Source organism: uncultured Mobiluncus sp. (genome assembly GCF_947087965.1).
GTDB lineage: Bacteria > Actinomycetota > Actinomycetes > Actinomycetales > Actinomycetaceae > Mobiluncus.
Genome location: NZ_CAMUES010000001.1, coordinates 253,615 through 277,648 on the forward strand (window position 1 = coordinate 253,615; position 24,034 = coordinate 277,648).

General features: G+C 57.0%; 22 protein-coding genes. 10 read left to right on the top strand and 12 right to left on the bottom strand.

Translation table 11 applies throughout. From position 1 onward, the window contains the following. Positions 1–53: 53 nt before the first annotated feature. Positions 54–689 carry a hypothetical protein gene (locus Q0V70_RS01150; protein WP_282922015.1) on the top strand — a complete coding sequence of 212 codons (636 nt, stop codon included), beginning with the start codon at positions 54–56 and terminating at the stop codon, positions 687–689. 16 nt (positions 690–705) lie between these two features. After that, entirely contained in the window at positions 706–1,053 is a 348-nt protein-coding gene (locus Q0V70_RS01155; RefSeq protein WP_297587409.1) for a transcriptional regulator, read from the top strand. Here Q0V70_RS01155 and Q0V70_RS01160 read toward each other — a convergent pair whose 3' ends face one another. The 8 genes from Q0V70_RS01160 to Q0V70_RS01195 form a co-directional block, all read right to left on the bottom strand. Beyond that, complete coding sequence (locus Q0V70_RS01160) at positions 1,054–1,431, bottom strand: type II toxin-antitoxin system death-on-curing family toxin (protein WP_297587412.1); 378 nt, start codon at positions 1,429–1,431, stop codon at positions 1,054–1,056. Continuing rightward, a complete protein-coding gene (locus tag Q0V70_RS01165) occupies positions 1,428–1,670 on the bottom strand; it encodes a type II toxin-antitoxin system Phd/YefM family antitoxin (protein WP_282922013.1) in 243 nt (80 codons plus the stop codon). Before Q0V70_RS01165 ends, Q0V70_RS01160 begins: the two co-directional genes overlap by 4 nt. 179 nt (positions 1,671–1,849) lie before the next feature. Then, complete coding sequence (locus Q0V70_RS01170; RefSeq protein WP_297587414.1) at positions 1,850–2,581, bottom strand: VOC family protein; 732 nt, start codon at positions 2,579–2,581, stop codon at positions 1,850–1,852. Beyond that, the gene (locus tag Q0V70_RS01175) at positions 2,571–3,500 is read right to left on the bottom strand and encodes a hypothetical protein (protein WP_297587417.1); all 930 of its coding nucleotides are present in this window, start codon (positions 3,498–3,500) and stop codon (positions 2,571–2,573) included. The genes Q0V70_RS01170 and Q0V70_RS01175 overlap by 11 nt, the downstream gene beginning before the upstream one ends. Positions 3,501–3,511: 11 nt before the next feature. Continuing rightward, a complete protein-coding gene (locus Q0V70_RS01180) occupies positions 3,512–4,522 on the bottom strand; it encodes a transketolase family protein (RefSeq protein WP_282922010.1) in 1,011 nt (336 codons plus the stop codon). 2 nt (positions 4,523–4,524) lie between these two features. Continuing rightward, positions 4,525–5,388 carry a transketolase gene (locus Q0V70_RS01185; protein ID WP_297587420.1) on the bottom strand — a complete coding sequence of 288 codons (864 nt, stop codon included), beginning with the start codon at positions 5,386–5,388 and terminating at the stop codon, positions 4,525–4,527. Positions 5,389–5,402: 14 nt separating this feature from the next. Beyond that, positions 5,403–6,686 carry an aminotransferase class III-fold pyridoxal phosphate-dependent enzyme gene (locus Q0V70_RS01190; RefSeq protein WP_297587422.1) on the bottom strand — a complete coding sequence of 428 codons (1,284 nt, stop codon included), beginning with the start codon at positions 6,684–6,686 and terminating at the stop codon, positions 5,403–5,405. Between the two features lie 29 nt (positions 6,687–6,715). Beyond that, positions 6,716–7,486, bottom strand: coding sequence for a hypothetical protein (locus tag Q0V70_RS01195; protein ID WP_297587424.1), 771 nt, complete (start codon positions 7,484–7,486; stop codon positions 6,716–6,718). A gap of 269 nt (positions 7,487–7,755) precedes the next feature. On the opposite strand from Q0V70_RS01195, the gene Q0V70_RS01200 reads away from it, so the two are divergent. The 4 genes from Q0V70_RS01200 to dnaG are packed head-to-tail and all read left to right on the top strand — an operon-like array spanning position 7,756 to position 13,912. Further along, positions 7,756–9,141: a glycine--tRNA ligase gene (locus Q0V70_RS01200; RefSeq protein ID WP_297587427.1), complete on the top strand. Its 1,386-nt coding sequence runs from the start codon at positions 7,756–7,758 to the stop codon at positions 9,139–9,141. Positions 9,142–9,186: 45 nt separating this feature from the next. Further along, positions 9,187–10,503 carry a tRNA dihydrouridine synthase DusB gene (gene dusB, locus Q0V70_RS01205; protein WP_297587429.1) on the top strand — a complete coding sequence of 439 codons (1,317 nt, stop codon included), beginning with the start codon at positions 9,187–9,189 and terminating at the stop codon, positions 10,501–10,503. Continuing rightward, on the top strand, positions 10,500–11,801 hold the full coding sequence (locus Q0V70_RS01210; protein WP_297587432.1) for a deoxyguanosinetriphosphate triphosphohydrolase: 1,302 nt from the start codon (positions 10,500–10,502) through the stop codon (positions 11,799–11,801). Before dusB ends, Q0V70_RS01210 begins: the two co-directional genes overlap by 4 nt. A 26-nt stretch (positions 11,802–11,827) precedes the next feature. Continuing rightward, complete coding sequence (gene dnaG / locus Q0V70_RS01215; RefSeq protein WP_297587435.1) at positions 11,828–13,912, top strand: DNA primase; 2,085 nt, start codon at positions 11,828–11,830, stop codon at positions 13,910–13,912. Positions 13,913–14,018: 106 nt separating this feature from the next. On the opposite strand, the gene Q0V70_RS01220 is transcribed toward dnaG, so the two are convergent. Next, entirely contained in the window at positions 14,019–14,831 is an 813-nt protein-coding gene (locus Q0V70_RS01220) for a type I 3-dehydroquinate dehydratase (RefSeq protein WP_297587438.1), read from the bottom strand. 194 nt (positions 14,832–15,025) lie between these two features. On the opposite strand from Q0V70_RS01220, the gene Q0V70_RS01225 reads away from it, so the two are divergent. From Q0V70_RS01225 to Q0V70_RS01240, 4 genes are all read left to right on the top strand, one after another. Beyond that, complete coding sequence (locus tag Q0V70_RS01225) at positions 15,026–16,693, top strand: fumarate hydratase (RefSeq protein WP_297587441.1); 1,668 nt, start codon at positions 15,026–15,028, stop codon at positions 16,691–16,693. A gap of 253 nt (positions 16,694–16,946) precedes the next feature. Then, positions 16,947–18,107 (top strand): NAD(P) transhydrogenase subunit alpha, encoded by a 1,161-nt coding sequence (locus Q0V70_RS01230; protein WP_297587443.1) that lies wholly within the window; start codon positions 16,947–16,949, stop codon positions 18,105–18,107. A gap of 155 nt (positions 18,108–18,262) precedes the next feature. Continuing rightward, positions 18,263–18,589, top strand: coding sequence for an NAD(P) transhydrogenase subunit alpha (locus tag Q0V70_RS01235; RefSeq protein WP_295027271.1), 327 nt, complete (start codon positions 18,263–18,265; stop codon positions 18,587–18,589). Between the two features lie 2 nt (positions 18,590–18,591). Beyond that, the gene (locus tag Q0V70_RS01240; RefSeq protein WP_297587446.1) at positions 18,592–20,145 is read left to right on the top strand and encodes an NAD(P)(+) transhydrogenase (Re/Si-specific) subunit beta; all 1,554 of its coding nucleotides are present in this window, start codon (positions 18,592–18,594) and stop codon (positions 20,143–20,145) included. 89 nt (positions 20,146–20,234) lie between these two features. Here the strand turns inward: Q0V70_RS01240 and Q0V70_RS01245 are convergent, their stop codons facing one another. The 3 genes from Q0V70_RS01245 to Q0V70_RS01255 form a co-directional block, all read right to left on the bottom strand. Continuing rightward, entirely contained in the window at positions 20,235–22,196 is a 1,962-nt protein-coding gene (locus Q0V70_RS01245) for an MFS transporter (protein ID WP_297587449.1), read from the bottom strand. Positions 22,197–22,275: 79 nt separating this feature from the next. Then, positions 22,276–22,797 carry a MarR family winged helix-turn-helix transcriptional regulator gene (locus Q0V70_RS01250; RefSeq protein ID WP_297587452.1) on the bottom strand — a complete coding sequence of 174 codons (522 nt, stop codon included), beginning with the start codon at positions 22,795–22,797 and terminating at the stop codon, positions 22,276–22,278. Between the two features lie 43 nt (positions 22,798–22,840). Further along, positions 22,841–24,028, bottom strand: a complete 1,188-nt coding sequence (locus Q0V70_RS01255; RefSeq protein ID WP_297587455.1) for an acetate/propionate family kinase — start codon at positions 24,026–24,028, stop codon at positions 22,841–22,843. Between the last annotated feature and the right edge of the window lie 6 nt (positions 24,029–24,034).

Genomic DNA, 24,034 nt, shown 5'->3' on the forward strand with positions numbered 1-24,034 from the left:
CTCGAATTAGGCGCCTGGCACAACCTGAGACACCTAGCGAGACGGGAAAAGCAATGGAATCAGATAATCCCAAGGAAACCGCGAGCTCTCTAAGCGCGGAGGAAGCTCAGCGGATGCTGGCTGAAGTTGATGCAGTCATGGATCGGGTCATCAGCGTAGAACGGTTTCCGAAGTGGTGGCTGGCGGTTTATGCGGTGTTGCCCGCGCTGGCAATCTCGCTACCCCTTTTAGTGCCCGGCAAATGGTCGAGCCTACTGGTGACCGTGGCAGGTCTCGCAGTAGCGTGGATGGTAGTCTTTTGGCTGGCGTGGCCCAGGTTGACGCGAACCGGACTGGGGCAAGATGAGCGTCTGTTGATGAAGGGAACACTCACCTTTCCGTGGATCTTCTTTCCTCAGTTTCACCAGGTTTTCTCTCACGAGTTGCAGGGTCACGAGTTGCTGGTTATGGCGTTGGCATTGGTGCTAACGGCGTTGTTTCACCTGGTATGCGGGATAGCAATCCTGCGCTGGTATCGTCGCAGAATTCGGGCGCGAGCCTTTGATTTCACCGAGTCCGAGGCAATCTGGGACTCAGCTCAGCGAGAGATTGACCGCAGACTTCGTGAAATTGACGCTCGCGACCGAGCGCAGCGTGCCGCGCGGCGCAACCTTGTGAACCCGTCAACCCCAGAAGTCCCCGAAAGCTGACGCGGGAGACTTGTGAATGAAAAAAACCGTGAAAAACCGTGAAAAACCACACACCGAGCGCGAGTCCGAAAACGTGGCGGCGGCTTTCGACGAGCTGATTCACTCTCCGAATCGCCTCAGAATCTGCGCAGCCCTGGCGGCGGTAGCTGAAATCGAGTTCGCGGAACTGGAACACAGTGTCGGAATCACAACCCAACTGATGAGCAAGCAGCTCAAGCTGTTGGCTGATGCGGGGTACATCCACATGGAAAAACGCCCCGAAACCATCGGGCGACCGCGCACCTGGGTATCTTTCACCCCAGCGGGCAGGCGCGCTTATTTCGGTCACATCAACGCTTTACGCTCCATCACAGGCGAAATGTGACTATTTAAGGTGAGCCTGCACCCACTCCAGCAGGGTGGGGTAGTCGGCGCTACCCGCCGCTATGTCGAGGATGATAGCAATCAAGTCATCATCGTTGTATTTCAGCTCAATTCCGTTTAGAGCAAGGAAAACTAGCATTGCGTGGGTGCCGATGCGTTTGTTGCTGTCTTGGAAAGCGTGGTTTGCAATCAGTCCGTAGCCCAGGCGAGCCGCTTTCTCGACAACAGATGGATAGAGTTCCGCCCCTTCAAATGTTTGAAAAGGAGCAGTCAAAGCAGAATCCAAAAGCCCTTCGTCCCGTAGGCCCGGCGTCCCGCCGCTCTCTGAAACAAGGTGCTCATGCAGGGCCAGGAATTGAGCTTTTGAAAGGATTTTCATTTGGCTAGCTCTTCGTACACGTGGCGATTGCGCTCCATGATTTGCTTCGAAGCTGCCAAGACCTCGGAGTCGGCAGCTTCTTGAGGCGTGTCCAGCCGGTTGAACTCAATGATGACGTAACGCGGCTCGTTATTCTTCATAATGACAGCGCTCCCGTGTTGGTCAACCAGTCTGGCGACCTTGGAAAAGTTTTGGTTCGCTTCTGAAATCGGCACCAAAGTGGCGGTATCAATGTTCATTTTCTCTCCCTCAACACCTCAATTATGCAATTAATTCTAGGATTAATAAATGAGACAGAGCTGAAATGAGACAAAAATTTCGGGGCAGAGCGCCGGCTCTGCCCCGAAATAATTTTGCTTTCAAAACTGGGCTAAATCAGACCGAAATCGTCTTCGCTCAGTTTGCTTTCAAATGGCGTTCAAACCTTGCGGTAGAACCCTTTCATCATGGTGTACTTCATCACGGTACCGATGAGCGCGCCTAGGCGGCCCAAACCGAGACGAGCCGCGTGGAGGTCGATGAGCTCGACGAGGTTCCCGTCCGGGTCGCGGAAGAAAGCCCAGTCGGCGCCTCCCGCAGAAATCGGCTCATTCATGAACTCCACGCCTTCGCGGCGCAGGCGGTTCACCCAGCCAGGCACGTTCGACACGTGGAAAGCGATGTGGGAGTATCCGGGACGGTTCCAAGTTTCGCGTTCCTCCGTCACTATGGGCGGATCGAACTCGAACACTTCCAGGATGTTACCGGAACGGGAACACATGAATCCCAGACGGACTCGCTTGATGCCCTCCACGTGGTACAACCGCTCGACAGGCTTCAAATCATCGCCGGTGATTTCCAGGTAGTTCATCAGCTTCAGACCGAACACCCGGTCATACCATTGGACGGCACGCTCGAAGTTCGCCACAGTCACGCCCACATGGCCCAGACCCCAGTTGATACCGGCGCTAGACATCTTGTTGCGGCATTCCCGCTGCTTGCGTTCCAGGAACTCTTCCTTGCCCAGTTTTTTCAGCTCCAGCGCGTTGTCGACAGCCAACTTGGCGCCGTAGCCCAGAGCCACCAGCACGCCGAGCTTGGTTGCTTTCCGGCAGGTTGCCTTCATGAAACGCCGCTTGCAACTGACTGTTTTGGCTGCTTTACTTCGCATAGTCACCCACCGCCATCATCAGAGCACCGAGTTCGGCACCGTATTCGGGAGAACCCTCCATTGACATACGTCCCGATGCCTGCGCGTCCAGAAGGTCATCTGTCTGCAGCAAGGTTCCCAAAGCGGAGGTCACCGAGTCGAAACGCATCGTAAAGAACGCGGCGCTGCGCGTGTATTCTCCACGAAATGCCTTTGACTTCCCGGCTTTGACGCGAATATACGCACCGAGTTCGGGATGCCCGTCCACAGCGTACGCATAGACGCGGTCTGGCGAAGGATCCGTCCACGCGTGCACACCGGGATGCCCCGCCTTATTCAGCTGGCTCATTCCGGTGGTGAGCAGGTAGAACATACACTTCGTCAGCAGTTTCCGGTCGCCCTCGGTCTTGGGCGCTTCCGTCGCTCCCAGCAAGCTGGACATGGCCAGCAGGGACTTCACGGTTGCAACCAAGAGCCCGGGATTGCCCAGCCCTCCGCGAATCTTGGGCAGGTTCACCTTGCCTTTAAAGAAGTCGTTGAACTTCTCGGGGGAGGGGAACTCGATTTCCACATTCGGCAGCGGGTGAGCGCCCAGCTTCGGCGTGACGTTCGCACCGTGAATGATCAGGTGCGTAGCGTAACGCTCCGGGCGTCCGTCTATCGACGTGCCCGCCGGGGTCAGACAAGAAATCTGAACCACGCCATCCTTGCCCTTGAAAGCGGCCGCCAACTCCGGCTTTTCGGCGATAATCGGCTTCAACAGCGGAATGACCGCGTTGAGGAACACCACGTTGGCGTACCGAACTTCGTCGTCAATGCTGGGATTGGGGCCCATCGGGAACGGCTTGGCTTTCGTTTTCTTTTCACAAGATTCCCCGCACGCCTTATCGGGCTGAGTTGCCTGAGGCGGGGCGGAGCTTTGTTTCGTTTCTTTAGTCATTGCGCGCTACCTTAGAACTCGTCTTCCCAGTCGTCGTCCTCCTCGAAGTCCATGTGCATGACTTCACGAGCGGCGGCCACACAGCCGTTTTCGTCCCAGCCATAGTGGGAGTACAGGTCCTCAGGCTGGCCGATAACCGAGAATTCGTCGGGGATACCGAGCTTCTTCAATACGAAGCCCTTGCGGGTAGTGGCGCCGACATCGGCCACTGCGGTCCCCAGGCCGTTGATGATGTTGTGGTCCTCAACGGTGATGATACGCCGAGTTTCGGTAATCGCCTTGGCGATGGCCTCCTCATCAATCGGCTTCAAGGTGTGGATGTCCAGCACGCGCACGCTCAGACCGTCCTCTTTGGCGAGGATATCGGCAGCCTGCAAGGCACGCCACACGCCGGAGCCGGTCGCGATGAACGTGAGGTCCGTACCTTCGCGCAGGGTGTTGGCCTTGCCGAACTCGAAAGTGGGAATCTCGTCACGGTAGACAATCTGGTCAAAGCCGCGGTTCAGACGCAGATATACCGGTCCAACATGGTCGTAGGCAGCCTGTACGCAGTAGGCGGCCTCCAGACCGTCAGCCGGACACATGACCACCAGGTTTGCGAAACTACGCAGAATCGCGATGTCCTCGGTGACGTGGTGGGTCGTGCCGGCCGCACCGAAGGACAACCCTGAGTGGGTACCGATAATCTTCACATTGAGATTTTGGTAGCAGATATCGGTGCGGATTTGTTCGCAAGCACGCAGAGCCGCGAACGCCCCGAACGTGGAGACGAACGGCATCAGCCCCGCTTTTGCCAGACCGGCAGAGATACCGAACATATTCTGTTCCGCTATGCCCACGTTATAGAACCGCTCGGGGAACTCTTTGGCAAACACGGAAATCTTGGTGGATTTCGCCAAGTCAGCCGAAAGCCCCACGATAGTGGGATCCTGCTGGCCCAGTTGCACCAGGGTCTGACCGTATACTTCCGCGGTGGTCAGATTAACCGCGTCAATCGAAGTGTAAGTTAATCCTCCAGCCATGTTTAGGCTCCCTTCACTAGCTCGAGTCGTTTCTGCAGGTGTCGCTTGAGAGATTCGACCGCCTTGGCATGCTTTTCGTCATCAACAGCGCCGTAGTGCCAGGTGTAGTCGCCTTCCATGAAGTCGATACCTTCGCCCTTCACCGTGTCCATCAGTAGCATGGTGGGCTTACCCTTGATGGTGCGTGCCCGATCAAAGGCGTCTACCAAATCGGGAATCGAGTTACCTTTGACCTCAATGACTTCCCAGTTGAAAGCACGCCACTTGTCCGCGAAAGGCTCCAGACCCATGACATCGGCGGTCATGCCGTCAATCATGGCGTGGTTGACATCCACGATGCCTACCAGGTTGTCGACCTTGAACTGGCCGGCACTCATAGCGGCTTCCCAGATGGAGCCCTCGTTGCATTCACCGTCACCCATGAGGCAGTAGGTGCGCCATTCCTTACCGAGCTGACGTGCTCCGAGTGCCATCCCCACTGCCAGAGACAACCCGTGTCCCAGCGAACCCGTGGAAACTTCCAGACCGGGTACCTTGCCTGCGTCCAGGTGAATACCTAGGTGCGAGAGGATATGCGAATAGGTCGGCAACCAGTCCTTGGGGAAGCACCCCAAGTCTGCGAGGACCGGCCCCATACCCACGCCGATGTGACCCTTGGACAGTACGAAACGGTCGCGATCCGGGTCGTCCATCTTGTCTGCGCTGAAGTTCATCTCGTGATGATACAGAACGGTGAGTACGTCCATGGAGCTCATAGCGCCACCGATGTGACCGCCACCTGCCCAAACCACCGTGTCGAGAGTGAGCAGACGCAACCGATTGGCGATTTCTTCGAGTTCCTTGTGTTCTTTAGCTGATAAAGCCATCTTTCCTCCTTTTCTTAGGCTTGAGCCAGAATCTCACGAGACTTGTTCTTAACGACGCCCATCGCTTCGTCCGCTACGTCAGCGATGAAGTCGATGTCCTTGTCGGTCAAGGCCGTGTTCATGAAGTGGTTGTGGTGGTTCGTCATGAACACGCCACGCTTCACACATTCACCCACGTAAGCCTGATGCAGCAACAGGTTCGGGTCCTCTTTGCCGTCAAGACCTCTGATTTGGTGGAACAGCAGAGCCGGCTCGCCGCTGAAGTGGTAGTCGAAGCCGTGATGTTTTGCCACTTCGGTCAGGCGCTCGATGACTTTCACGCCGTTGTCGTGGCAGATCTTGGCTGCGTCGATTTCACGCATCTTGGTGATGCAAGCAATCGCGGCCGCCATCGGCGGAGCGCTCATCCAGTACGAACCGGTGCACATCACGGAGGCGGCGGCGTCCTTGAGTGACTCGATGCCGGTCACAGCCGAGATGTTGTGTCCGTTGGCGATAGCCTTGCAGAAGCACTCCAAATCGGCCTTGAAGCCGTAGTGGTAATCGGAACCCTTGATATCCAAACGCCAGCCACAGCGCACATCGTCAACGATGAGGACGATGCCTTCGCGGTCGCAGATGGAACGAATCTTGTTCCAGTAGCCAGCCGGCGGCAAGACGTTGTCCTCAAAGACCGGGTGGTGGTACGGGGTGGCGATAAAGGCGGCAATCTCGCCCTTATATTCAGCCGCGAGACGTTCCACCGCGGCGGTGTCGCCCCAATCCACCAGCAGTTTGTCCTCGACTTCTTTCTTGCCCACGCCGGGGGCGCCCCAACCTTGGGTCCACCCAATCACGCCGTGATAGCCGCCGTTGATAGCGATGAACTTGTCCCGTCCGGTAGCGGCGCGCGCCACCATCAAGGCGTAGTTCGTAGCGTCCCCGCCGTTCTTGGCAAAGAACGCCCAGTCGGCCATTTCGACCGTATCCACCATCAACTCTGCCAAATCGACCATGATAGTGCCGGGCTGAACCGCGCAGTTCAGGATTTTGGCCTGCTCAGCTACGGCTTTGTCCACATCGGGATCGTTGTATCCCAGAATCATCGGACCGTAGGCGCACATCATATCAACGTACTTGTTGCCGTCCACGTCCCAGAAGTAGGCGCCCTGTGCTTTCGAGGCAAACAGGGGGTAGGCGCTGATAGGCATGAAACAGCCTTCCGCCGGCCCCAAGTGCCCATAGACGCCGCCGGGGATAACCTCAACCGCGCGCTCGTACCATTCGTGGCTCTTGGTGTGTTCGTAAGTTTTCATCATTTTGTTTTGTCCTTCCTCACGCGCGTTTTCTAGCTCAAGTAGAACGGCACCATGCCGAGGATCTTGTTCATGTTGTCCAACAGGGGAACGTATCCGCCCAGCTTAATCAGCTCTCGACCGATAGCGGGATAGGATGCGAGCTCGCCGCGCAGGACCTGACCGGTCGTATCCAAATCGGAAAAGACCATAAAGGCATGACGTCCGTGAGGACCCGCGGCCTTGGACTCATCGCCGTCGACGATGCGCGCGTGATGGTCATTGATGACCATGGTCAAAGCCGGACCGTTTTCAATCTTCAATCCGATAGTGCCGTCGCACATTCCCTTGGCGACCTGGACGCCCTTGGGGTCCTCGTTGGCAATCTCAGCCATCGCATAGACCGCCACGTGCAGAGTCAGCAGGGAGTTAATCCTCGCGAACTCGGGGTCCTGTAGCAGCTGCGGGGTCGGCCGCAAGTAGTAGGACAACCGGTCGGTAATCTCGGTGAACGTACCTGTCAAGTACTTCAGTTTCGTGAAGCCCTTGAGCGGTACGGGAATCCCTTTGCCTTCGAACATCTTGTTGACCATGTTCGGCATGGGGAAGCCTAGGCTCATATCAGCCGGACCTCCACCGGGGAAGAACTCAATTTTGCCGTTGCCCAGCTTAAGCCGGACAGAACCGACGTTCGCTGCCTTGAATTGCAAGGTCAGCGGGACATGTTCCAAGAGCTGTTTCGACTTGGGGTCGAGCTCCGGGAGCTTCTCGAGTGTACGCAAAACTGCCTTAAGATTGACGGCAGCCATAGCAGTTTGATTCATAAACCCACCTCATCGTGTGTTTTGTGTTTACCTGGCAAATGCAATTATAGTGTGGATTCCAATTTTTGTGCAGCGATTTCCGGGAGTGTTTTTTGGGATTTAAACCGAAATGCTCTCATATTCTCGGATTCACAAGTGCGGTTCGGGCCGGGAGCCGGCACCGAATTCCTCCCCGGAGGTTTGCCAGCTAAACTAGGGCTGGTACCTTCCCGCTGAAAACTCGGAAAAAGCGCGGGACGGCAGAAAAGCAACACCAATAAGGAGCACAAGTGGCATCAACGATGGATTCAGTAATTTCTTTGGCGAAACGCCGCGGTTTTGTTTACCCATGTGGTGACATCTATGGCGGGACGCGCGCGGCGTGGGACTACGGCCCCTTGGGCGTAGAACTGAAGGAAAACATCAAAAAGGCCTGGTGGAACTATATGGTACGTTCCCGTGAGGACGTGGTGGGCCTAGACTCCTCGGTGATTTTGCCGCCGAAGGTGTGGGACGCTTCGGGCCATCTCAAGGCTTTCACCGACCCGCTCATCGAATGTCTCAGCTGCCACAAGCGCTTGCGCGAGGACGACTTGCAGGAACAGTACGCTGAGAAACACGGTATTGCGAAACCTGACGACGTCAACATGGATGATGTTCCCTGCCCGAACTGCGGTGTCAAAGGGAAGTGGACGGAACCTAGGGCCTTCTCGGGACTGCTTAAGACCTACCTGGGGCCGGTGGACGACGAATCCGGCCTGCACTTCCTGCGCCCGGAAACTGCCCAAGGCATCTTTATCAACTTTGCCAACGTGATGACGACTGCCCGGAAGCGCCCACCCTTCGGCATCGGCCAGATTGGCAAGTCTTTCCGCAACGAAATCACTCCGGGCAACTTCATCTTCCGTACCCGCGAGTTTGAACAGATGGAGCTGGAGTTCTTTGTGGAACCCGGCACCGATGAAGAATGGCATCAGTACTGGATTGACCACCGTTTTGAGTGGTACACCGACCTGGGGATTAAGGCCGAAAACCTGCGGTTGTACGAACACCCGAAGGAAAAGCTCTCGCACTATTCCAAGCGCACGGTGGACATCGAGTACGCCTTCGGTTTTGAAAACTCCAAGTGGGGCGAGCTGGAGGGTATCGCCAGTCGTACTGACTATGACCTGGGCGTACATATGGACGCCAGCGGTCAGAAACTCGATTACTACGATCAGGCTAACGACAAGCGCTGGATTCCCTACGTTATCGAGCCCTCTGCCGGTTTGACCCGCTCCCTGATGGCTTTCTTGATTGAGGCCTACACCGAGGACGAAGCCCCGAACACCAAGGGTGGGGTGGACAAGCGGACCGTGTTGCGCCTCGACCCGCGCCTCAGCCCGGTTAAGGTGGCGGTTCTGCCGCTGTCCCGCAAGGACGAACTCCCGGAAATTGCCCAAAATATCGCCGCTGAACTGCGCAAATACTGGAACGTGGAATATGACGATGCCGGGGCTGTGGGGCGCCGCTACCGCCGTCAAGACGAAATCGGCACGCCCTACTGCGTGACCGTGGACTTTGATTCCCTGGAAGACCAAGCCGTGACGGTTCGCGAACGCGACACCATGACCCAGGAACGCATCAGTCGTGATAACCTGGTCGCCTACCTGCGCGATCACTTGCCGATTTGCTAGCAGTGCGGCGATTTTTCGCGGCTGAAATACCGGGCGGAGGCATTTTTGGCTCCACAGAGTCCACAGTGTAAATACCCGCCTCTGCGCATTGGCGGGGTAGAGTTTACGACCCCCATTGCCCTAGCGCCGATGGCGGGGGTGACGAATGCTCCGTTTCGCGATTTGTGCGCAGAGTTTTCCCGTCAAGGTTTGCCGCCGGACTTGGATTCCGTGTCCCGCCCGGACGTCGCCTCCGGGACGCTTCGCGGCGTTGAGGGAATGTTTGTCAACGAAATGATTACCGCGAAAGCGCTGTTGATGGACTCGGCGCGTTCGTGGGTCATGGCGCAATCCGGGCCGGGGCAAACCGTTCGAGTGCTGCAGCTTTACGGGGTGGTGGGGGCTGACTTGGCCCGGGCGGCTCGTGAACTCATCGTTCGGGACCTAGTTGATGTTATTGATTTGAATTTCGGTTGCCCGGTTCCGAAGGTCACCCGCAAAGGTGGGGGAGCGGCTCTGCCGTGGAAAACCGCGTATTTTGGTGACCTTATCGGGCAGGTAGTGAGAGCGGCACAAGAGGCATCGGGAGAGGCTGGTCGTAGCGTGGACGTGCCGGTAACCGTAAAGATCCGGGTCGGGATTGACGAAACTCACGAAACGTTGCTGGACGCGGGACGGGCGGCGCAGGACGCAGGGGCAGCTGCGCTCACGCTGCACGCCCGCACCACGAACCAGTATTATTCCGGGCACTCCGATTGGTCGCGGATTGCCGAACTGGTAGAGGTGCTGGATATTCCTGTGTTGGGCAACGGCGATGTGTTTTCCGCCCAGGACGCGCTGGAAATGTTTGCGCAAACCGGATGTGCGGGCATCGAAATTGGCCGGGCTGTACAAGGCCGGCCCTGGATTTTTCGTGAAATCACGGCAGCTCTGTGGGGCCGGCCGATTCCTGCGGGACCGACCTTGGGTGAAATCGTTGGGATTATCCTGGCTCATGCCCGCGGCCTGGTGGAACATTTCGGTAATGAGCAGGCGGCCTTGCGGGATATGCGCAAACACGTGGGGTGGTACTTGCGAGGTTTTAACCTGGGCGGAGCTACCCGTGCGGAGCTGACCCGCATTGAAACATTAGACGACCTGGAAAGTCGCCTGCACGACCTTGTGCAGTTGCTGGACCCGAACACCCCCTATCCCGAAGCGGCAGGTGGCAAACATGGGCGTTCCCGTGCCCAGCGCCACGTCAAACTGCCCGAAGGCTGGCTCGACACCCGCGAAATCGACGCGGCCGCGGCCCGTGCCCTGCACCTAGCCGGTGAGGATGTCACTGACCCCTACGCCAAATCAGGAGCGGATGAACTTTCAACCGATAGGCTTGATTCGTGAGTGAAATTGGAACCTATCCCCGTGACGTGCATGAACGTTTCGTGACCGAGACGCATAAACGCGGGCAACGCAGTGATTTTGAACGCGACCGGGCGCGGATACTCCATTCCTCCGCGCTACGCCGGCTCGGTGAAAAAACTCAGGTATTGGGGCCGATTGCCAATGATTTTTCGCGCACGCGCCTGACCCATTCCCTGGAAGTCGCCCAGGTAGGGCGCGAACTTGGCAAGGGCCTGGGGTGCGACCCGGACGTGGTCGATGCGGCTTGCCTGGCTCACGACTTAGGGCATCCCCCCTTCGGGCATTCCGGGGAGCGAGTGCTCAATGATTTAGCCAAGGATATTGGTGGGTTTGAGGGTAACGCCCAGACGCTGCGGCTGGTGACCCGCCTGGAGCCGAAGGTTGTTAGTCCCCAAGGTCAGTGGGTGGGGTTGAACCTAACCCGCGCCACTCTAGATGCCATCGCGAAATACCCTTGGCTACGCGGTGAGGGGCCTCATGGCGCGGATTCTCCCAAATTTGGGGTTTACGCCGAAGATCGGGACGTTTTCCAGTGGCTGCGCGCCGGCGCCCCCGAGAATCACCGCTGCATCGAGGCTCAAGTTATGGACCTCGCCGATGATATTGGCTACTCAGTCCACGATGTCGAGGACGCGGTAGCCCTCGGGTCAGCCAGCTTGGGAGACCTGGAAAACGAAAGAACTTTTGTTGACGTGGTTGACATTACAAGGCGTTGGTACGCGAGTTCTTTCGGTCCGGGCAAGTTCAGTGCGGACGATTTGGTGGCCGCCCACGAAAGGTTGCGGAAAATGCCTTTCTGGCTGATCGAACCGGTGGCGGATTACCGTTCCCAAGCCGCTTTGAAAGACCTGACGTCCCAGCTCATCGGGCGCTTCGCGTTAGCCTGTCACGATGCTACCTGCCAACGATACGGAGAACGCCCTCTGGCTCGCTATGACGCAGATGTAATCGTCCCCCTCGAAACCCAAGCGGAAATCCTGTTACTCAAAGGCATCGCCGTGTATTACGTCATGGCGCCGCGCGAAACCACTCATGACCACTTGACGCAACAACAAATGCTCTCTGACCTGGTGTGGGCACTACTGGAGCAGGAAGCCACCGGGCAGCGGGTCTTGCAGGAGCCTTACCGAGCTGAGTGGCTGCGCGCGGAAGAGCATCATCTGGGTCGGGACGCTGGCCGCCTCCGGGCAGTAATAGACCAGGTAGCGAGCTTGACAGACCTGTCGGCAGCCGCCTGGCATGCCCGTTTAGTGGGAATGATTACCCAACCCGTCTGACCCAAAACTTAGGCTAGTATGATTGCATGGCTTCCAAGTTCGACCCTGATGACCTGCAAAAGGTACGCGAAGCTATCCCCATTGAGTCGGTGGTCAGCGACTATGTGAGCCTGCAGCGCAAAGGCAGCTCACTGATGGGCTTGTGCCCGTTCCATGACGAAAAAACGGCGTCTTTTAGCGTGACACCGGTGCGCAATATGTGGCACTGCTTCGGTTGCGGCGAGGGTGGGGACACTATTGACTTTGTGCAGCGCATCGAAGGGCTGACTTTCCCCGAAGCTGTCGAATTTTTAGCCGCGAAAGCCGGAATCACAATGCATTACGTAGAGGGCGCGGCCATCACGAAAGAGCACGTGGAGCCGGGGACACGGCAACGTTTGCTGGAATGCAACCGGGTCGCACAGGATTATTTCGTATCCCAACTAGTGTCGCCGGGGGCAGGGACGGCACGAAATTTCATTGAAGGACGAGCTTTCACTTCCCAAGACGCCGCCCGTTTTGGCATGGGCTACGCCCCACCCGGCTGGAATAACCTCACCGATTACCTCCGTTCGAAAGGCTTCACCGACCAGGAAATCGTGACGGTCGGTCTGGGCAAACGGGGGCAACGCGGCATCTATGACGTGTTTCGGGACCGAGTTATGTGGCCTATCAAAGATGCGACCGGAACCATACTGGGTTTCGGCGGACGGCGTTTAGACGATTCAGATCCGCAAGTCCCGAAATACATCAACACCCCAGAATCTCCGATTTATCACAAGTCCTCGGTGCTCTACGGTCTGGATTTGGCTCGGCCGAACATCGGTAAAGAGCGGCGCTGCGTCATCGTGGAGGGCTACACCGACGTGATGGCGGCGCATTTGTCCGGCATCACCACTGCGGTCGCGACCTGCGGTACCGCTTTTACAGACGAACACGCGAAACAGATTCGCCGGTTCATCGGGACTTCCGCGGACAGCGCCTCCTCGCTGAAGCTACCTGGCGGCCTGCCTCCGCGTGGCGGAGAAGTCATCTTCACTTTTGACGGTGACGCCGCCGGGCAAGCCGCAGCTCTCAAGGCTTTCCGCACCGATCAGGACTTTGCCTCTCAGGCTTTTGTGGCAGTTGCTGACGATGGTTTGGATCCCTGTGACTTGCGGATGCAGCGCGGTCCCGGAGCGGTTCGCGACCTGATTGAGAGTCGCCGACCCCTATTTGATTTCGTGTTGAAAACCATCATCTCTAAATATGACTTGGAAAGCCCCGCAGCCCGCATCGACGCTATGCGCGCGGCTGCCCCGGTGGTGGCGGAAATTCGCGACAAGGCATTGCGAACCGAATACGTCAAGCAACTGAGCGGCTGGTTGGGAGCTAATGTTAGGGACACCTGGTACGCGGTCAATGAGGCTTGGAAACAGATTCGTGCCCAACAGCGCGCTGGTGCCAGCTCCAATCAGTCGTCACATCCGGGACCGGGGGGACCCGGCAATGCTTCACACGGTAGTGGAAACGGCGTCAATCCCGCAAACTTGGCCGGTGGTCCCGCGGCGGGCTCGACCCAGATTTTTCCGCAAACTCGGCTGGACCCGGCAGTGGACACCGATCCGATTTGGCGGGTGGAACGTGATGTGCTGATAGCAGCTTTGCAGTTTCCCGGCTTAGCTGCCCAAACTGCTTTTGACGCGTTGGATCCGCAGAGTTTCACCCAACCCACTTTGCGCGCCATCTTTGAAGTCATCGCCGCGATTGGAGGTACCGAGGAATATCAGCGCCTGGCTGAGGCCGCCCAAGCAGCGGGTGAACCAAATCCGGGAAACCTGGCCCTGAACCGGTGGGCTGCGGCGGTGAAAGCCCAGGCTGGTCCCGTCTTGGTGGGGGCGTTGACGAACTTGGCGACCCGTCCGGCGCCTCTCTATGAAACGAATCAGTCAACCCAGGAAACCCAGTCCGCGGCAGAGTCTTGGGTGCAAAACGCGGTGGAATCCATGGAGCGCAAGGGATTGAACGCCAAAATCGCCAGCCTGAAAGCCCAGTTGCGCCGTCTCGACTCCGGCTCACCGGAAAAGCCAGAAGTGTTTGCAAAACTCATCAATCTGGAAAACCGAATGCGTGAACTAAACCCCGAATTCTGACCTGTTTTATGTACCCGTGCGGGTAAATCCGCACAATTTGCGACCTTACGCCATATTTTGCTGAAGCCTCGGTTCGCTGTTCAGGAAAAGTACCCGGGAGTGCGACCTAGAAACCGGATGCGGGATAGCGAAGTTCCAACTGTGCCAACGGCAGCTGTCCCGGCGCGGACTGGGGACCACCCACTGTGACGAAAGTACCCCAGTTGCCCATCTGCGGACCTGCCAAACGGGTGGGCTGGCCCAGTTCGCCCATCCCAATCAAAATCGTGGGTCTGTGGGTCAGCAGGAAAGTGGTCTTTCCGCCCTGTTGGAGATTTGCCAGTTGTTGGGGGTTTTGTGGTGAAAAAGCCGCCTTAGACACGTCCGCTCCCAAATTGAGCTGATAAATGAGCAGGTCGCTGACTTCCCTCTCGCTGTTAGGGGAAGGCTCCCAACAGTGACGGGACAGGATGACGCCCGTACCGTTGGCGTGAATGTTGCGCAACAGGCCTACCACGCGTTTCTCATTGTCCTCTTGCGTGTGGGGATCCTCGGCCGCGGCGGCGGCTTGTTCCGCGGTCATGCCAATGAAAGGATAATTCGACTCTACATCCACCCAGTCGGCGCACTTCGCGGCCTGCGCCACGAGGCGTTCATAAACTTCCGCGGTAATCGAGACGGGTCCTCCCTCAGTTCGGAAAGTCGCCAAGATGGGCCGTTTGACCTGTTCACGAGCCTGCCGGAGGAGGTTTGCGACTTCGGCAAAGTCATGTTTCGTGCCTTGGAAAGATCCGCGGGACAGCCACGCCCCATCCAAACGAATCTCGACCAGTTCGACTCGCGGATGCATATCGCGGATGAGCCGTTCATAGCCCAGCATCCCCGGATTCACCGAGGTGATAAAAGTGGGCCGGCGCCAATCCGCAAATAAATCAGACATATTCATACTTTAGCCCCCCGAGGCAGCAGCCGAGGGGCGGGAACGTTTTTTCTTTAGTCAGGCTTGCGAAAATCAAAACATAGCTCTGAGGCCTGATGAGCTGGAATCCTCCGGTTTAAAGCCTTACGGGGAGGGTGATGGAGCCGGGGCGTTAGAATCAAACCGCACAAAAACACCAGAGCAAAGGGGCAACAGTGGCCGATTTTTTCTATGCTGATATCCTGCCGCACGGCGAGGACACTTATACATACCGCAAACTGACCAGCGAGGGCGTTAGCGAAATCGAGGGGCCGGACGGGACGAAATTCCTGAAGGTCGAACCGGAAGCACTGACCCTGCTGGCAGAAACGGCTTTCCACGACATTTCCCACTACCTGCGCACCGCTCACCTGCAGCAGCTACGCAAGATTCTCGACGACCCCGAGGCATCGGGCAACGACAAGTTCGTGGCGATGGACCTGTTGCGTAACGCAAACATCGCGGCAGCGGGAGTCCTGCCCATGTGCCAGGACACGGGCACCGCCATTATCAAGGGTGAGCGCGGTCAGCACGTGTTGACCCCCGGCCCGGATGAGGAAGCGCTGTCCCGTGGGGTTTACAACGCCTACACGAAACTGAATCTGCGGTATTCCCAAAACAGCCCCCTGTCCATGTACGAGGAAAAGAACACCGGGTGCAACCTTCCGGCGCAGGTGGAGCTGTATGCCGAGACTGCCCCGGGGCACGAAGCGGAGTACCGTTTCTTGTTTATGGCCAAGGGCGGCGGCTCGGCCAATAAGTCCTACCTCTACCAGATGACCAAGGCGATTCTTGACCCTGAACACATGATGCAGTTCCTGGAGGAAAAGATTCGCTCGCTGGGCACGGCTGCCTGTCCGCCCTATCACTTGGCAATCGTCATCGGCGGCACTTCCGCGGAATACACACTCAAGACCGCGAAGTACGCTTCGGCTCACTACCTGGACGGCTTGCCCACCCACGGCGGCGAACAGGCGCAAGGGTTCCGCGACCTGAAGATGGAAGAGGAAGTCCTTGACCTGACCCGCCACATGGGCATTGGTGCCCAGTTTGGCGGCAAGTATTTCTGCCATGACGTGCGGGTCGTGCGCCTGCCGCGCCACGGTGCCTCCCTGCCGGTAGCCATCGCAGTCTCTTGCTCGGCCGACCGGCAATGTGTGGCAAAGATCAACAAGGACGGGGTGTTCATCGAAGCCTTGGACACTGATCCGGGACGTTTCATGCCCGACCCCACTACTGCGGAACTGGGCGGAGACGAAGCGGTAAAGATTGACTTGAACCGCCCGATGAAGGACGTCCTTGCTGAACTCACCAAGTACCCCATCAAGACCCGACTTTCCCTGACTGGAACCCTCATCGTGGCTCGTGACATCGCCCACGCCAAACTCCGTGACCGTCTGGAGCAGGAAGGCGACCTGCCCCAATACTTCAAAGACCACCCGGTGTACTACGCGGGTCCGGCGAAAACCCCCGAGGGCATGCCCTCCGGGTCATTCGGGCCGACCACGGCTTCGCGTATGGACCCCTATGTGGACCTGTTCCAAGCCCACGGCGGCTCGATGATTATGCTGGCCAAGGGCAATCGTGGCCAGGTCGTCACTGATGCCTGCCGCAAACACGGTGGTTTTTACCTTGGTTCTATCGGCGGTCCCGCCGCGGAGCTGGCCGCCCATTCCATTAAGAAAGTCGAGGTGCTGGAATACCCTGAGCTTGGCATGGAAGCCGTGTGGAAGATTGAAGTCGAGGACTTCCCGGCTTTCATCGTGGTGGACGACAAAGGCAACAATTTCTTTGAGGGATTGGACAAAGTGGTACTCACCCTCAAAGTACCACCGAAGAAGTAGTTATTAGCGATTTATTATTGGGCGGGCGCCTCGGGGAGTAATCTTCGGGGCGCCCGTTCTATATGGGCAGACGAAAGCTGCTTTGTAGGGGAATTTTACGGGAAAATGCACCCAGAACGTGAATGCACTCCTGTATTAAATCTGTGGCTAAATACACGGATAAAAACAACTTCCATGCGATACACTTTTTATCGTCCAACTCATGAACCTATGAGCTGTGCGTACAACGAAGTATTCGCGGAGGGTTTTTACGATGATTATTGGTGTACCCAAGGAAATTATGAGCGGTGAAGACCGCGTGGCTGCTACCCCGGAAACGGTGGCAGATATGGTCGGGAAGGGCTTAACCGTCCTGGTCGAAACCGGCGCCGGAGAAGGTTCCTTCTTCCATGACCCGGAGTATGTCTCGGCTGGAGCTGAGATGGTTAGCGATCCGGAAGAAATCTACCAGCGGGCGGACCTGATTTTGAAAGTCAAGGAACCGCTGTTCAACGAGGCCAAGGGTCGCTCCGAAGTTTCGATGATGCATAAAGGCCAATACTTAATTACGTTTATTCACCCGGCTGCTCCGCCCAACCACGAGATGGTCAAGGAGATGGCGGCGCAGGGCGTTATTTCGCTGTCTTTGGACGGTGTGCCGCGTATTTCTCGGGCACAAAACTTGGACGCCCTGACTTCTATGAGTACGTGTGCCGGGTATAAAGGCATCCTGTTGGCGGCGAACTACCAGCCGTCCTTTATGCCGTTGATTCACAGCGCTATCGGACGTATTGACCCGCTGAAGGTGCTGGTCGTCGGGGTAGGCGTGGGTGGTTTGCAAGCCCTGGCTACCGCGAAGCGTCTGGGCGCCGTGGTGCACGCTGCCGACATTCGCCCGATGGCATCCGAACAGGCCACTTCCCTGGGCGCCAAGCCGGTTGAACTCGGGGTGGATCCTGAGAAGGCCATTGGTGAAGGCGGCTATGCCCAGGCTCTGCCCGAAGAAGAGCTGGTCAAAGAGCGTGCTGCTCTGGCTAAGGTCATTCCTGATATGGACATTATCTTTGCTTCGGCTCTGGTGCCGGGCCATTTGGCTCCACGACTCATTACCGAAGACATGGTGAAATCCATGAAGCCCGGTTCGGTCATCGTGGATATTTCCATTGACCAAGGCGGCAACTGCGAAATCACTCCCCCGGGCAAGGTGGAAGTCAAGCACCACGTCACCCTGGTGGGGATTAAGAACATCCCCGGTATGCTGCCGAAGAGCTCGACCTTCATGTTCGCCAAGAACATTGCCAACTTCGTGGACTTCCTGGTCAAGGACGGCCAAATCGTCCTAGATCGCAGTGACGAAATCATCGCCAAGACCCTCACGACTATCGACGGCGAAATCGTTCACGTTGGTGCGCGCGAGGCAATGGGCCTGGCCTAAACTGACCCTAGAACGCGACGATTAGGGCGGCCGGCCGGTCAACGGTGAGGTCGCCCTAATCGATGCCTCGGGGTGGTGGCGAATACATTCACCACCCTCGCTTGGCTATATTTTCATGAAATTCCTAAGAAAACCGTAACCCAAGGAGAAAATCGATGACTCCATTCCAAGGCGTGTTATTGGTCGTGCTGGTGGTGTTTACCCTGGTCGGCTACAAAATAATCAGCCAAGTTCCCAGTCTTTTACACACCCCGTTGATGAGCGGGATGAACGCCTTTTCCGGCGTGACCGTGCTGGGCTGTCTGAGTGCGGCCGCGTTAGCGGTGAGCCTGGGATCAAAAGCGCTGGGCTTGCTGGCGGTCGCGCTGGCGATGGTGAATATTGTCGGCGGGTTTGGGGTCACTGACCGGATGCTGCGGATGTTCGATAAGAAACACAAGCCCGTCGCCGGTGGGGGCACTCAGGCCGGAGAGGGGGAGTAGTCATGGGTAACAACTTGAATTTGATGGGGGCACAAGGCCCGAATAGTCTCCTCTACTATGCCGTCTCGGTAGTGCTGGTGATACTGGTGCTGGTGGGATTAAATATGCTCTCTAGGGTACAGACAGCGGTGCGTGGCAACCTTCTGGGCGCCTTGGCGATGGCTTTGGCTATCGTGGCTACACTGTGGAACTTCGGAATCCTCAGCGCTGTCGAACTCTATGCCGCAATGCTGGTCGGGGCGTTATTCGGGGTCATCATCTGGCGTAAGACCAAGATGATTCGGATGCCACAAACCGTGGCTCTGCTCAACGGATTGGGCGGCATGGCCTCGATGCTCGCCGGAGCCCTAGCCTTGACCGGACATGCTGATAACAATGCTTTTGCCCAGTTCACTGCCGGTTTAGCGGTCGCTGTCGGTGGTGCTACCTTCTTTGGCTCCCTGATTGCGGCAGGCAAACTGCATCAAATCCTGGATCAGCACCCGAAGGTGCTTCCCGCGCACTCCGTGTGGGTGGGTCTGAGCTTGGTCGTCAGCCTGGGTGCCGCTCTGGCTTACGTTTTTCCGCCGTTCAGCAGTCCGGGTGTGGCGCAAACGGTGTTGCTTATCCTCCAGATTGTGGCCGCCAACCTGTTTGGTTACCTGCTGGCGGTGCGGGTGGGCGGAGCCGATATGCCCATCACGATTTCCCTGCTGAACTCCCTGTCCGGGGTGGCGGGAGCTATCGCCGGCCTGGCCATCTCTGATCTGCTGTTGGTGGCTATCGGAGCCATTGTGGGGGCTTCCGGTCTGCTGTTGACCCAGATCATGTGCCGGGCGATGAACCGCCACCTCATGGATATTTTGCTGGGCAAGACTTCCGTCAGCACCGCTGCTGCTGCTGCCACTCCCGCAACGTCAACTGAAGATGAATCGGAAAAACCGGACGAATCGGTTGGTGAGAGCAAGCCTGAAACTAGCGACACTGCTTCTGCCAGCGCACCTGCACCCGCAGCACCTGCCGTGGACCCGGAAACCACTTTCGCCGACTGGGTAGAAAATGCCCAGCGCGTCATCCTGGTGCCTGGCTACGGCATGGCTCTGTCTCAAGCCCAAGCCCAGGTCAAACGCCTGTTGGACTACCTAGAAAAGGCCGGAAAGAACGTGGACTTCGCAATTCACCCGGTGGCGGGCCGGATGCCCGGACACATGAACGTATTGTTGGCCGAAGTTGACGTGGACTATGAAAAACTGCGGGAAATGAAGGACATCAACGATGACTTCGCGACCGCGGATTTGACCGTAGTCGTTGGGGCTAACGACGTGATGAACCCGGCGGCCAATACCGCTGAAGGAACCCCAATCTATGGGATGCCCGTGCTGAACGTGGGGGACTGCGCCCACGTGGCCATCTTTAACTTCGATCTGAAACCGGGCTATGCCGGGGTGGAAAACCCGCTGTATGCCCGGGCTGAGACCGAACCAGACCGGGTGCTGATTTTCCAAGGCGACGCTAAGGAAACCTTGGCGGCACGGCTGGATGCAATCGGGGCGCCGCCTGCGCTTGAGTTGTATTAGTTCCTGAATTTGAGCCGGATTCCGCGAGGGTGACGAGCCAAAAACCGGGCGCTCCGAGGATTCTCGGGGCGCCCGGCTGGTTTTCAGTCCTAGATTGAGTTTTCCGCCGCGGACTGCGCGGTCTTCACAATGTGGGCGTCGAGAGTCTTTTTGGAGGGAACCCCAAACAGCAACAGCACGCCGAACAGCGACACCATGGTATAGAACCAGAACAAGCGGATAAATCCCTTATTGAGCTCCAGCTGGAACGTCGATTCGATAGTGTCCGCGTGAGCATCGATGTCCTGAAGGTAATCCTGGCGAGCTTGCTCCAGGGCTGGCGGCACGAAGCCCATCTGTTCCCTCATGGTGTTGCCTTGCTCATCGAACGTGTAGTTTGCCAGTTCTTTGGACCGCTCCACGATGTTGGTGACGTCCGCGCTCTTGAGGCGATTCATCAACTCGTCAGGTACATTGGTCATGGAAAATCCGGGTTCAATTGTGTCCTGGGGCGGGGCAGAGAGCTGTGAACCATTGCCGGTGTTTACGGGCGGCATTTGGCCCATGCCAGAGTCTTGATTCCCGGTAGTCGGCATTCCGCCGGGGGTTGCGGGCATCGCGGCGGACATGGCAGACATATCAGGTTTTGGCATGACTTCCATGACCTTCCCGGACAGGCCGCCCATAGCGGTGGCGAGCAGTCCGACCATGATTGCCGGAGCTAGGGTGGTAGCCAGAGACCGGGTCAAAGACAGAGTTGCCTGACCTGTGTTCGCGTCACGGCTGGGCACCAAGTGCAAAATCAGGTAGGTCAGGGGTGCGCCCATCAGGAACCCCAGCCCGAAGCCCATAACAAAGATGGATACGGAAGTGGAGATGATTCCAGGATACGGAGAGGCCCAAAAAATCAGCAATAGACCGGACGAAGCACAAATAGTGACACCCAGACCAAGTACCGCTCGCGGACCACGCTTGTCCGTCAGTCGTCCAGATATTGGTGCTCCAAGTCCAGAAGCCAGACCGATGATGATTGTGGGATACCCCCCATCGCCGGTAGCCAGGCGCATAGAGTTTTCCGCAAACTGGGGAATGAACATGACGGTCATCATCAAGGTGCCAGCCACCATGCCGAGGAGCAAAGTGACCCCGACCGGGATATTCGCGAAATAATCAAAGTTGATTAAGGGGTCGTGGACGCGATGCTCGGTAACCCAGAACACTACGCCTGAAATCGCAAAGATTAGCAGGGAGACACGGACGTTGGCATCTTGGAAGGAATTGCTGATATCCGTGAAATCCAAGTGTTGGAACATCCACAAGAGGGCAGTGATGGTGACCACGATTAAGACAGTGCCGGGTATGTCTAAGCGACGGCCCTCTTCGGTGCGTTCGCGATCTAAGAACAGTGCTCCCAAAACTACCACAGCCAGGGCGATTGGCACGTTGATGTAAAAAATCCATTGCCAGTTGTCGGTACCAGCTATATCCATAATCAGTGAGCCGGCTGAACCCCCGATAACTGAGGCCACGCCGTAGACCATGCCTACCATGCCCAGAGCCATCCCTCGCTTTGCCGGAGGAGCGATGGTACCGGCAGCGGCGGTGGCGACCGGCATCATACCGCCGCCGCCCACGGCTTGTACCACGCGGGAGGCCAGCAGCAAGCCGAACGATTGAAAGTCTTGGGCGAGCCCACATCCTAGTGAACCAATCCCAAATAGGGCGATAGCCAGCACATATACCGGCTTGCGCCCCAACACGTCGGCCAGTTTACCGATAACGGGGATAGCGATGGCGTAGGCCAGAGTATAAATCGTAAAGACCCAGACACCAGCCTGGTCGTCGACCCCCAAGCTGTTTTGAATGACGGTACGTGCCGGATTCACGATGCCCATGTCCAGAGCGCCCATGAAAATTCCTGCCAGGTACAGCGCCAGAATTAATCCCCAGTGTTCTGGCACGGTGTGTTCAAGCGAAGCCAAATCGTGGGGATTTTCGTTGCCATTTTGCGATTTTGCCTCACTGTGTGGTGTGGCAGTATCGGATTCATCAATGGTATTAGTCATTGTCATGAAGTTAATTATATTGATAGTTAAGAAATTTAATCAAATTTTAAGCTCGTTTCAATAGGTACGGTGACAAAGGTCGATTTCACTGGGGGTCTGGAGACTCTGAGGTACCCGATTGTGAGGTTTTTGTGTGGTGGGAATCGTCAATCTGGTCGATGAATTCCGCCAGCATTTCCGAGAACTGCCTGATTTCCTCGTTAGAACGGTTGGCAAAAACGCCACTGAGATCCTCGTTCACGGAACCGACAAAATTGTGCCCCAGCATGTCTCCAGATTCCGCGATGCGCAGCACGGCCCGGCGGCGATCTTCCAGGTCTGTCTGCCTGCTGATGTATCCCAGGTTGACCAAGCGGTCCACTAGATAGCTAGCGGCAGCGCGAGTAATGTGCAAACCATCGGCGAGTTCCGAGGGGGACAGGGGCTTTCCGGCTATCTCGGAACGCCAAATCAGCAACAGACCATCGCCGTCCTTGCCGTGCATTCCCAAGTCGGCTGAGATATTGGCAATCAAATTGTTGGCGGAAAACACTAGGCGGTGGAACTCGTAAACCAGCTGTTCACTCAGAGCTGCGCGTTCCTTATCGACCCTATCAACCTCACTCATGCTATTCAGTATATTGACAGTTAAGCGATTTTAACTAAAGAAGCTAAATCAGACGTACGACTTGGCGGGCAATCGCCAACTCCTCGTTGGTGGGTACGACCAGCACTAGCACTTTTGAATCATCGCTAGAGATACGCCAGATAGCTTTGGAACGGTCACGATTTTCATTCCGTTCGCGGTCAATCTTTACCCCGATGAACTCGAGTTTTTCGCACAAGCGCCGCCGGATGCGGTCATCGTTTTCGCCAATGCCGGCGGTGAAAGTCAGCACGTCCAAGCCGCCCAGCTCAAAAGTGTAGGCGCCGATGTACTTCAGCAAGCGCTGCTGATAAGTCTGGAGGGCCAGCAGAGCGTCGGAATCGCCCTCGTCACGGCGTTTCCAGACATCACGCATATCGTTGTCGCCGCACATGCCTTTCATGCCGGATTCCTTGTTGAACAGGGTGTCAATGTCATCTACGCTCATTCCTTTGCGTAGCAGGTGGAACACCACAGCCGGGTCGATGTCGCCGGTACGAGTGCCCATGACCAAGCCTTCCAGGGGCGTCAACCCCATCGAGGTGTCCATCGGTAGCCGGCCAAGTTCCGCGCAGGCGGACGCGCCATTTCCCAGATGTAGGGTAATTTGTTTCACGGTGTCATCGCCCAGGTAGTCGCAGACCTTGTTGGCTACGAATTCGTGAGAAGTCCCGTGGGCACCGTAGCGGCGGATGTGGTAGTCATGCGCTACCTGCTTATTGAGGGCGTAGCTACGGGCTTTCTCGGGCAGGCCGGCAAAGTAGGCGGTATCAAAAACGGCCACGTGTGGCAGGTCAGGCCACAGCTCCATGGCGGTGTTGATGCCAATGAGGTGCGCTGGGTTGTGCAGCGGCGCCAAGTCACACAGTTCCTCAATCTTGGCTCGCACCTCATCGTTCACGATGGCCGGTCCCTTGAAATGCCAGCCACCCTGGACGATACGGTGACCAAAACCGGACAAATCCACGTGCTGCAAGTCAGGTCCGTGGGTCGCGAACATCTCGATAATCCTGGTCAGGGCTTCCTTATGGGTCGGAAGAGGGAGAGCCTCGCTGAACTTGTCCGCGTGGACTTCGTGAGTAACTTCCCCCCGGTCGGTGCCGATACGTTCCGCTTGACCCTTGGCCAGGACGTCACCGCTGACAGGTTCGATTAGCTGGTACTTCAGTGAGGAAGATCCGGAGTTAATTACAAAGATGGTTTGATGGCGCATGGTGAT

Bases quoted from the DNA above. Each gene is read 5' to 3' on its own strand.
- Q0V70_RS01150 (WP_282922015.1), top strand. From the start codon at position 54: ATGGAATCAGATAATCCCAAGGAAACCGCGAGCTCTCTAAGCGCGGAG.
- Q0V70_RS01155 (WP_297587409.1), top strand. From the start codon at position 706: ATGAAAAAAACCGTGAAAAACCGTGAAAAACCACACACCGAGCGCGAG.
- Q0V70_RS01160 (WP_297587412.1), bottom strand. From the start codon at position 1,431: ATGAAAATCCTTTCAAAAGCTCAATTCCTGGCCCTGCATGAGCACCTT.
- Q0V70_RS01165 (WP_282922013.1), bottom strand. From the start codon at position 1,670: ATGAACATTGATACCGCCACTTTGGTGCCGATTTCAGAAGCGAACCAA.
- Q0V70_RS01170 (WP_297587414.1), bottom strand. From the start codon at position 2,581: ATGCGAAGTAAAGCAGCCAAAACAGTCAGTTGCAAGCGGCGTTTCATG.
- Q0V70_RS01175 (WP_297587417.1), bottom strand. From the start codon at position 3,500: ATGACTAAAGAAACGAAACAAAGCTCCGCCCCGCCTCAGGCAACTCAG.
- Q0V70_RS01180 (WP_282922010.1), bottom strand. From the start codon at position 4,522: ATGGCTGGAGGATTAACTTACACTTCGATTGACGCGGTTAATCTGACC.
- Q0V70_RS01185 (WP_297587420.1), bottom strand. From the start codon at position 5,388: ATGGCTTTATCAGCTAAAGAACACAAGGAACTCGAAGAAATCGCCAAT.
- Q0V70_RS01190 (WP_297587422.1), bottom strand. From the start codon at position 6,686: ATGATGAAAACTTACGAACACACCAAGAGCCACGAATGGTACGAGCGC.
- Q0V70_RS01195 (WP_297587424.1), bottom strand. From the start codon at position 7,486: ATGAATCAAACTGCTATGGCTGCCGTCAATCTTAAGGCAGTTTTGCGT.
- dnaG (WP_297587435.1), top strand. From the start codon at position 11,828: ATGGCTTCCAAGTTCGACCCTGATGACCTGCAAAAGGTACGCGAAGCT.
- Q0V70_RS01220 (WP_297587438.1), bottom strand. From the start codon at position 14,831: ATGTCTGATTTATTTGCGGATTGGCGCCGGCCCACTTTTATCACCTCG.
- Q0V70_RS01230 (WP_297587443.1), top strand. From the start codon at position 16,947: ATGATTATTGGTGTACCCAAGGAAATTATGAGCGGTGAAGACCGCGTG.
- Q0V70_RS01235 (WP_295027271.1), top strand. From the start codon at position 18,263: ATGACTCCATTCCAAGGCGTGTTATTGGTCGTGCTGGTGGTGTTTACC.
- Q0V70_RS01240 (WP_297587446.1), top strand. From the start codon at position 18,592: ATGGGTAACAACTTGAATTTGATGGGGGCACAAGGCCCGAATAGTCTC.
- Q0V70_RS01245 (WP_297587449.1), bottom strand. From the start codon at position 22,196: ATGACAATGACTAATACCATTGATGAATCCGATACTGCCACACCACAC.
- Q0V70_RS01250 (WP_297587452.1), bottom strand. From the start codon at position 22,797: ATGAGTGAGGTTGATAGGGTCGATAAGGAACGCGCAGCTCTGAGTGAA.
- Q0V70_RS01255 (WP_297587455.1), bottom strand. From the start codon at position 24,028: ATGCGCCATCAAACCATCTTTGTAATTAACTCCGGATCTTCCTCACTG.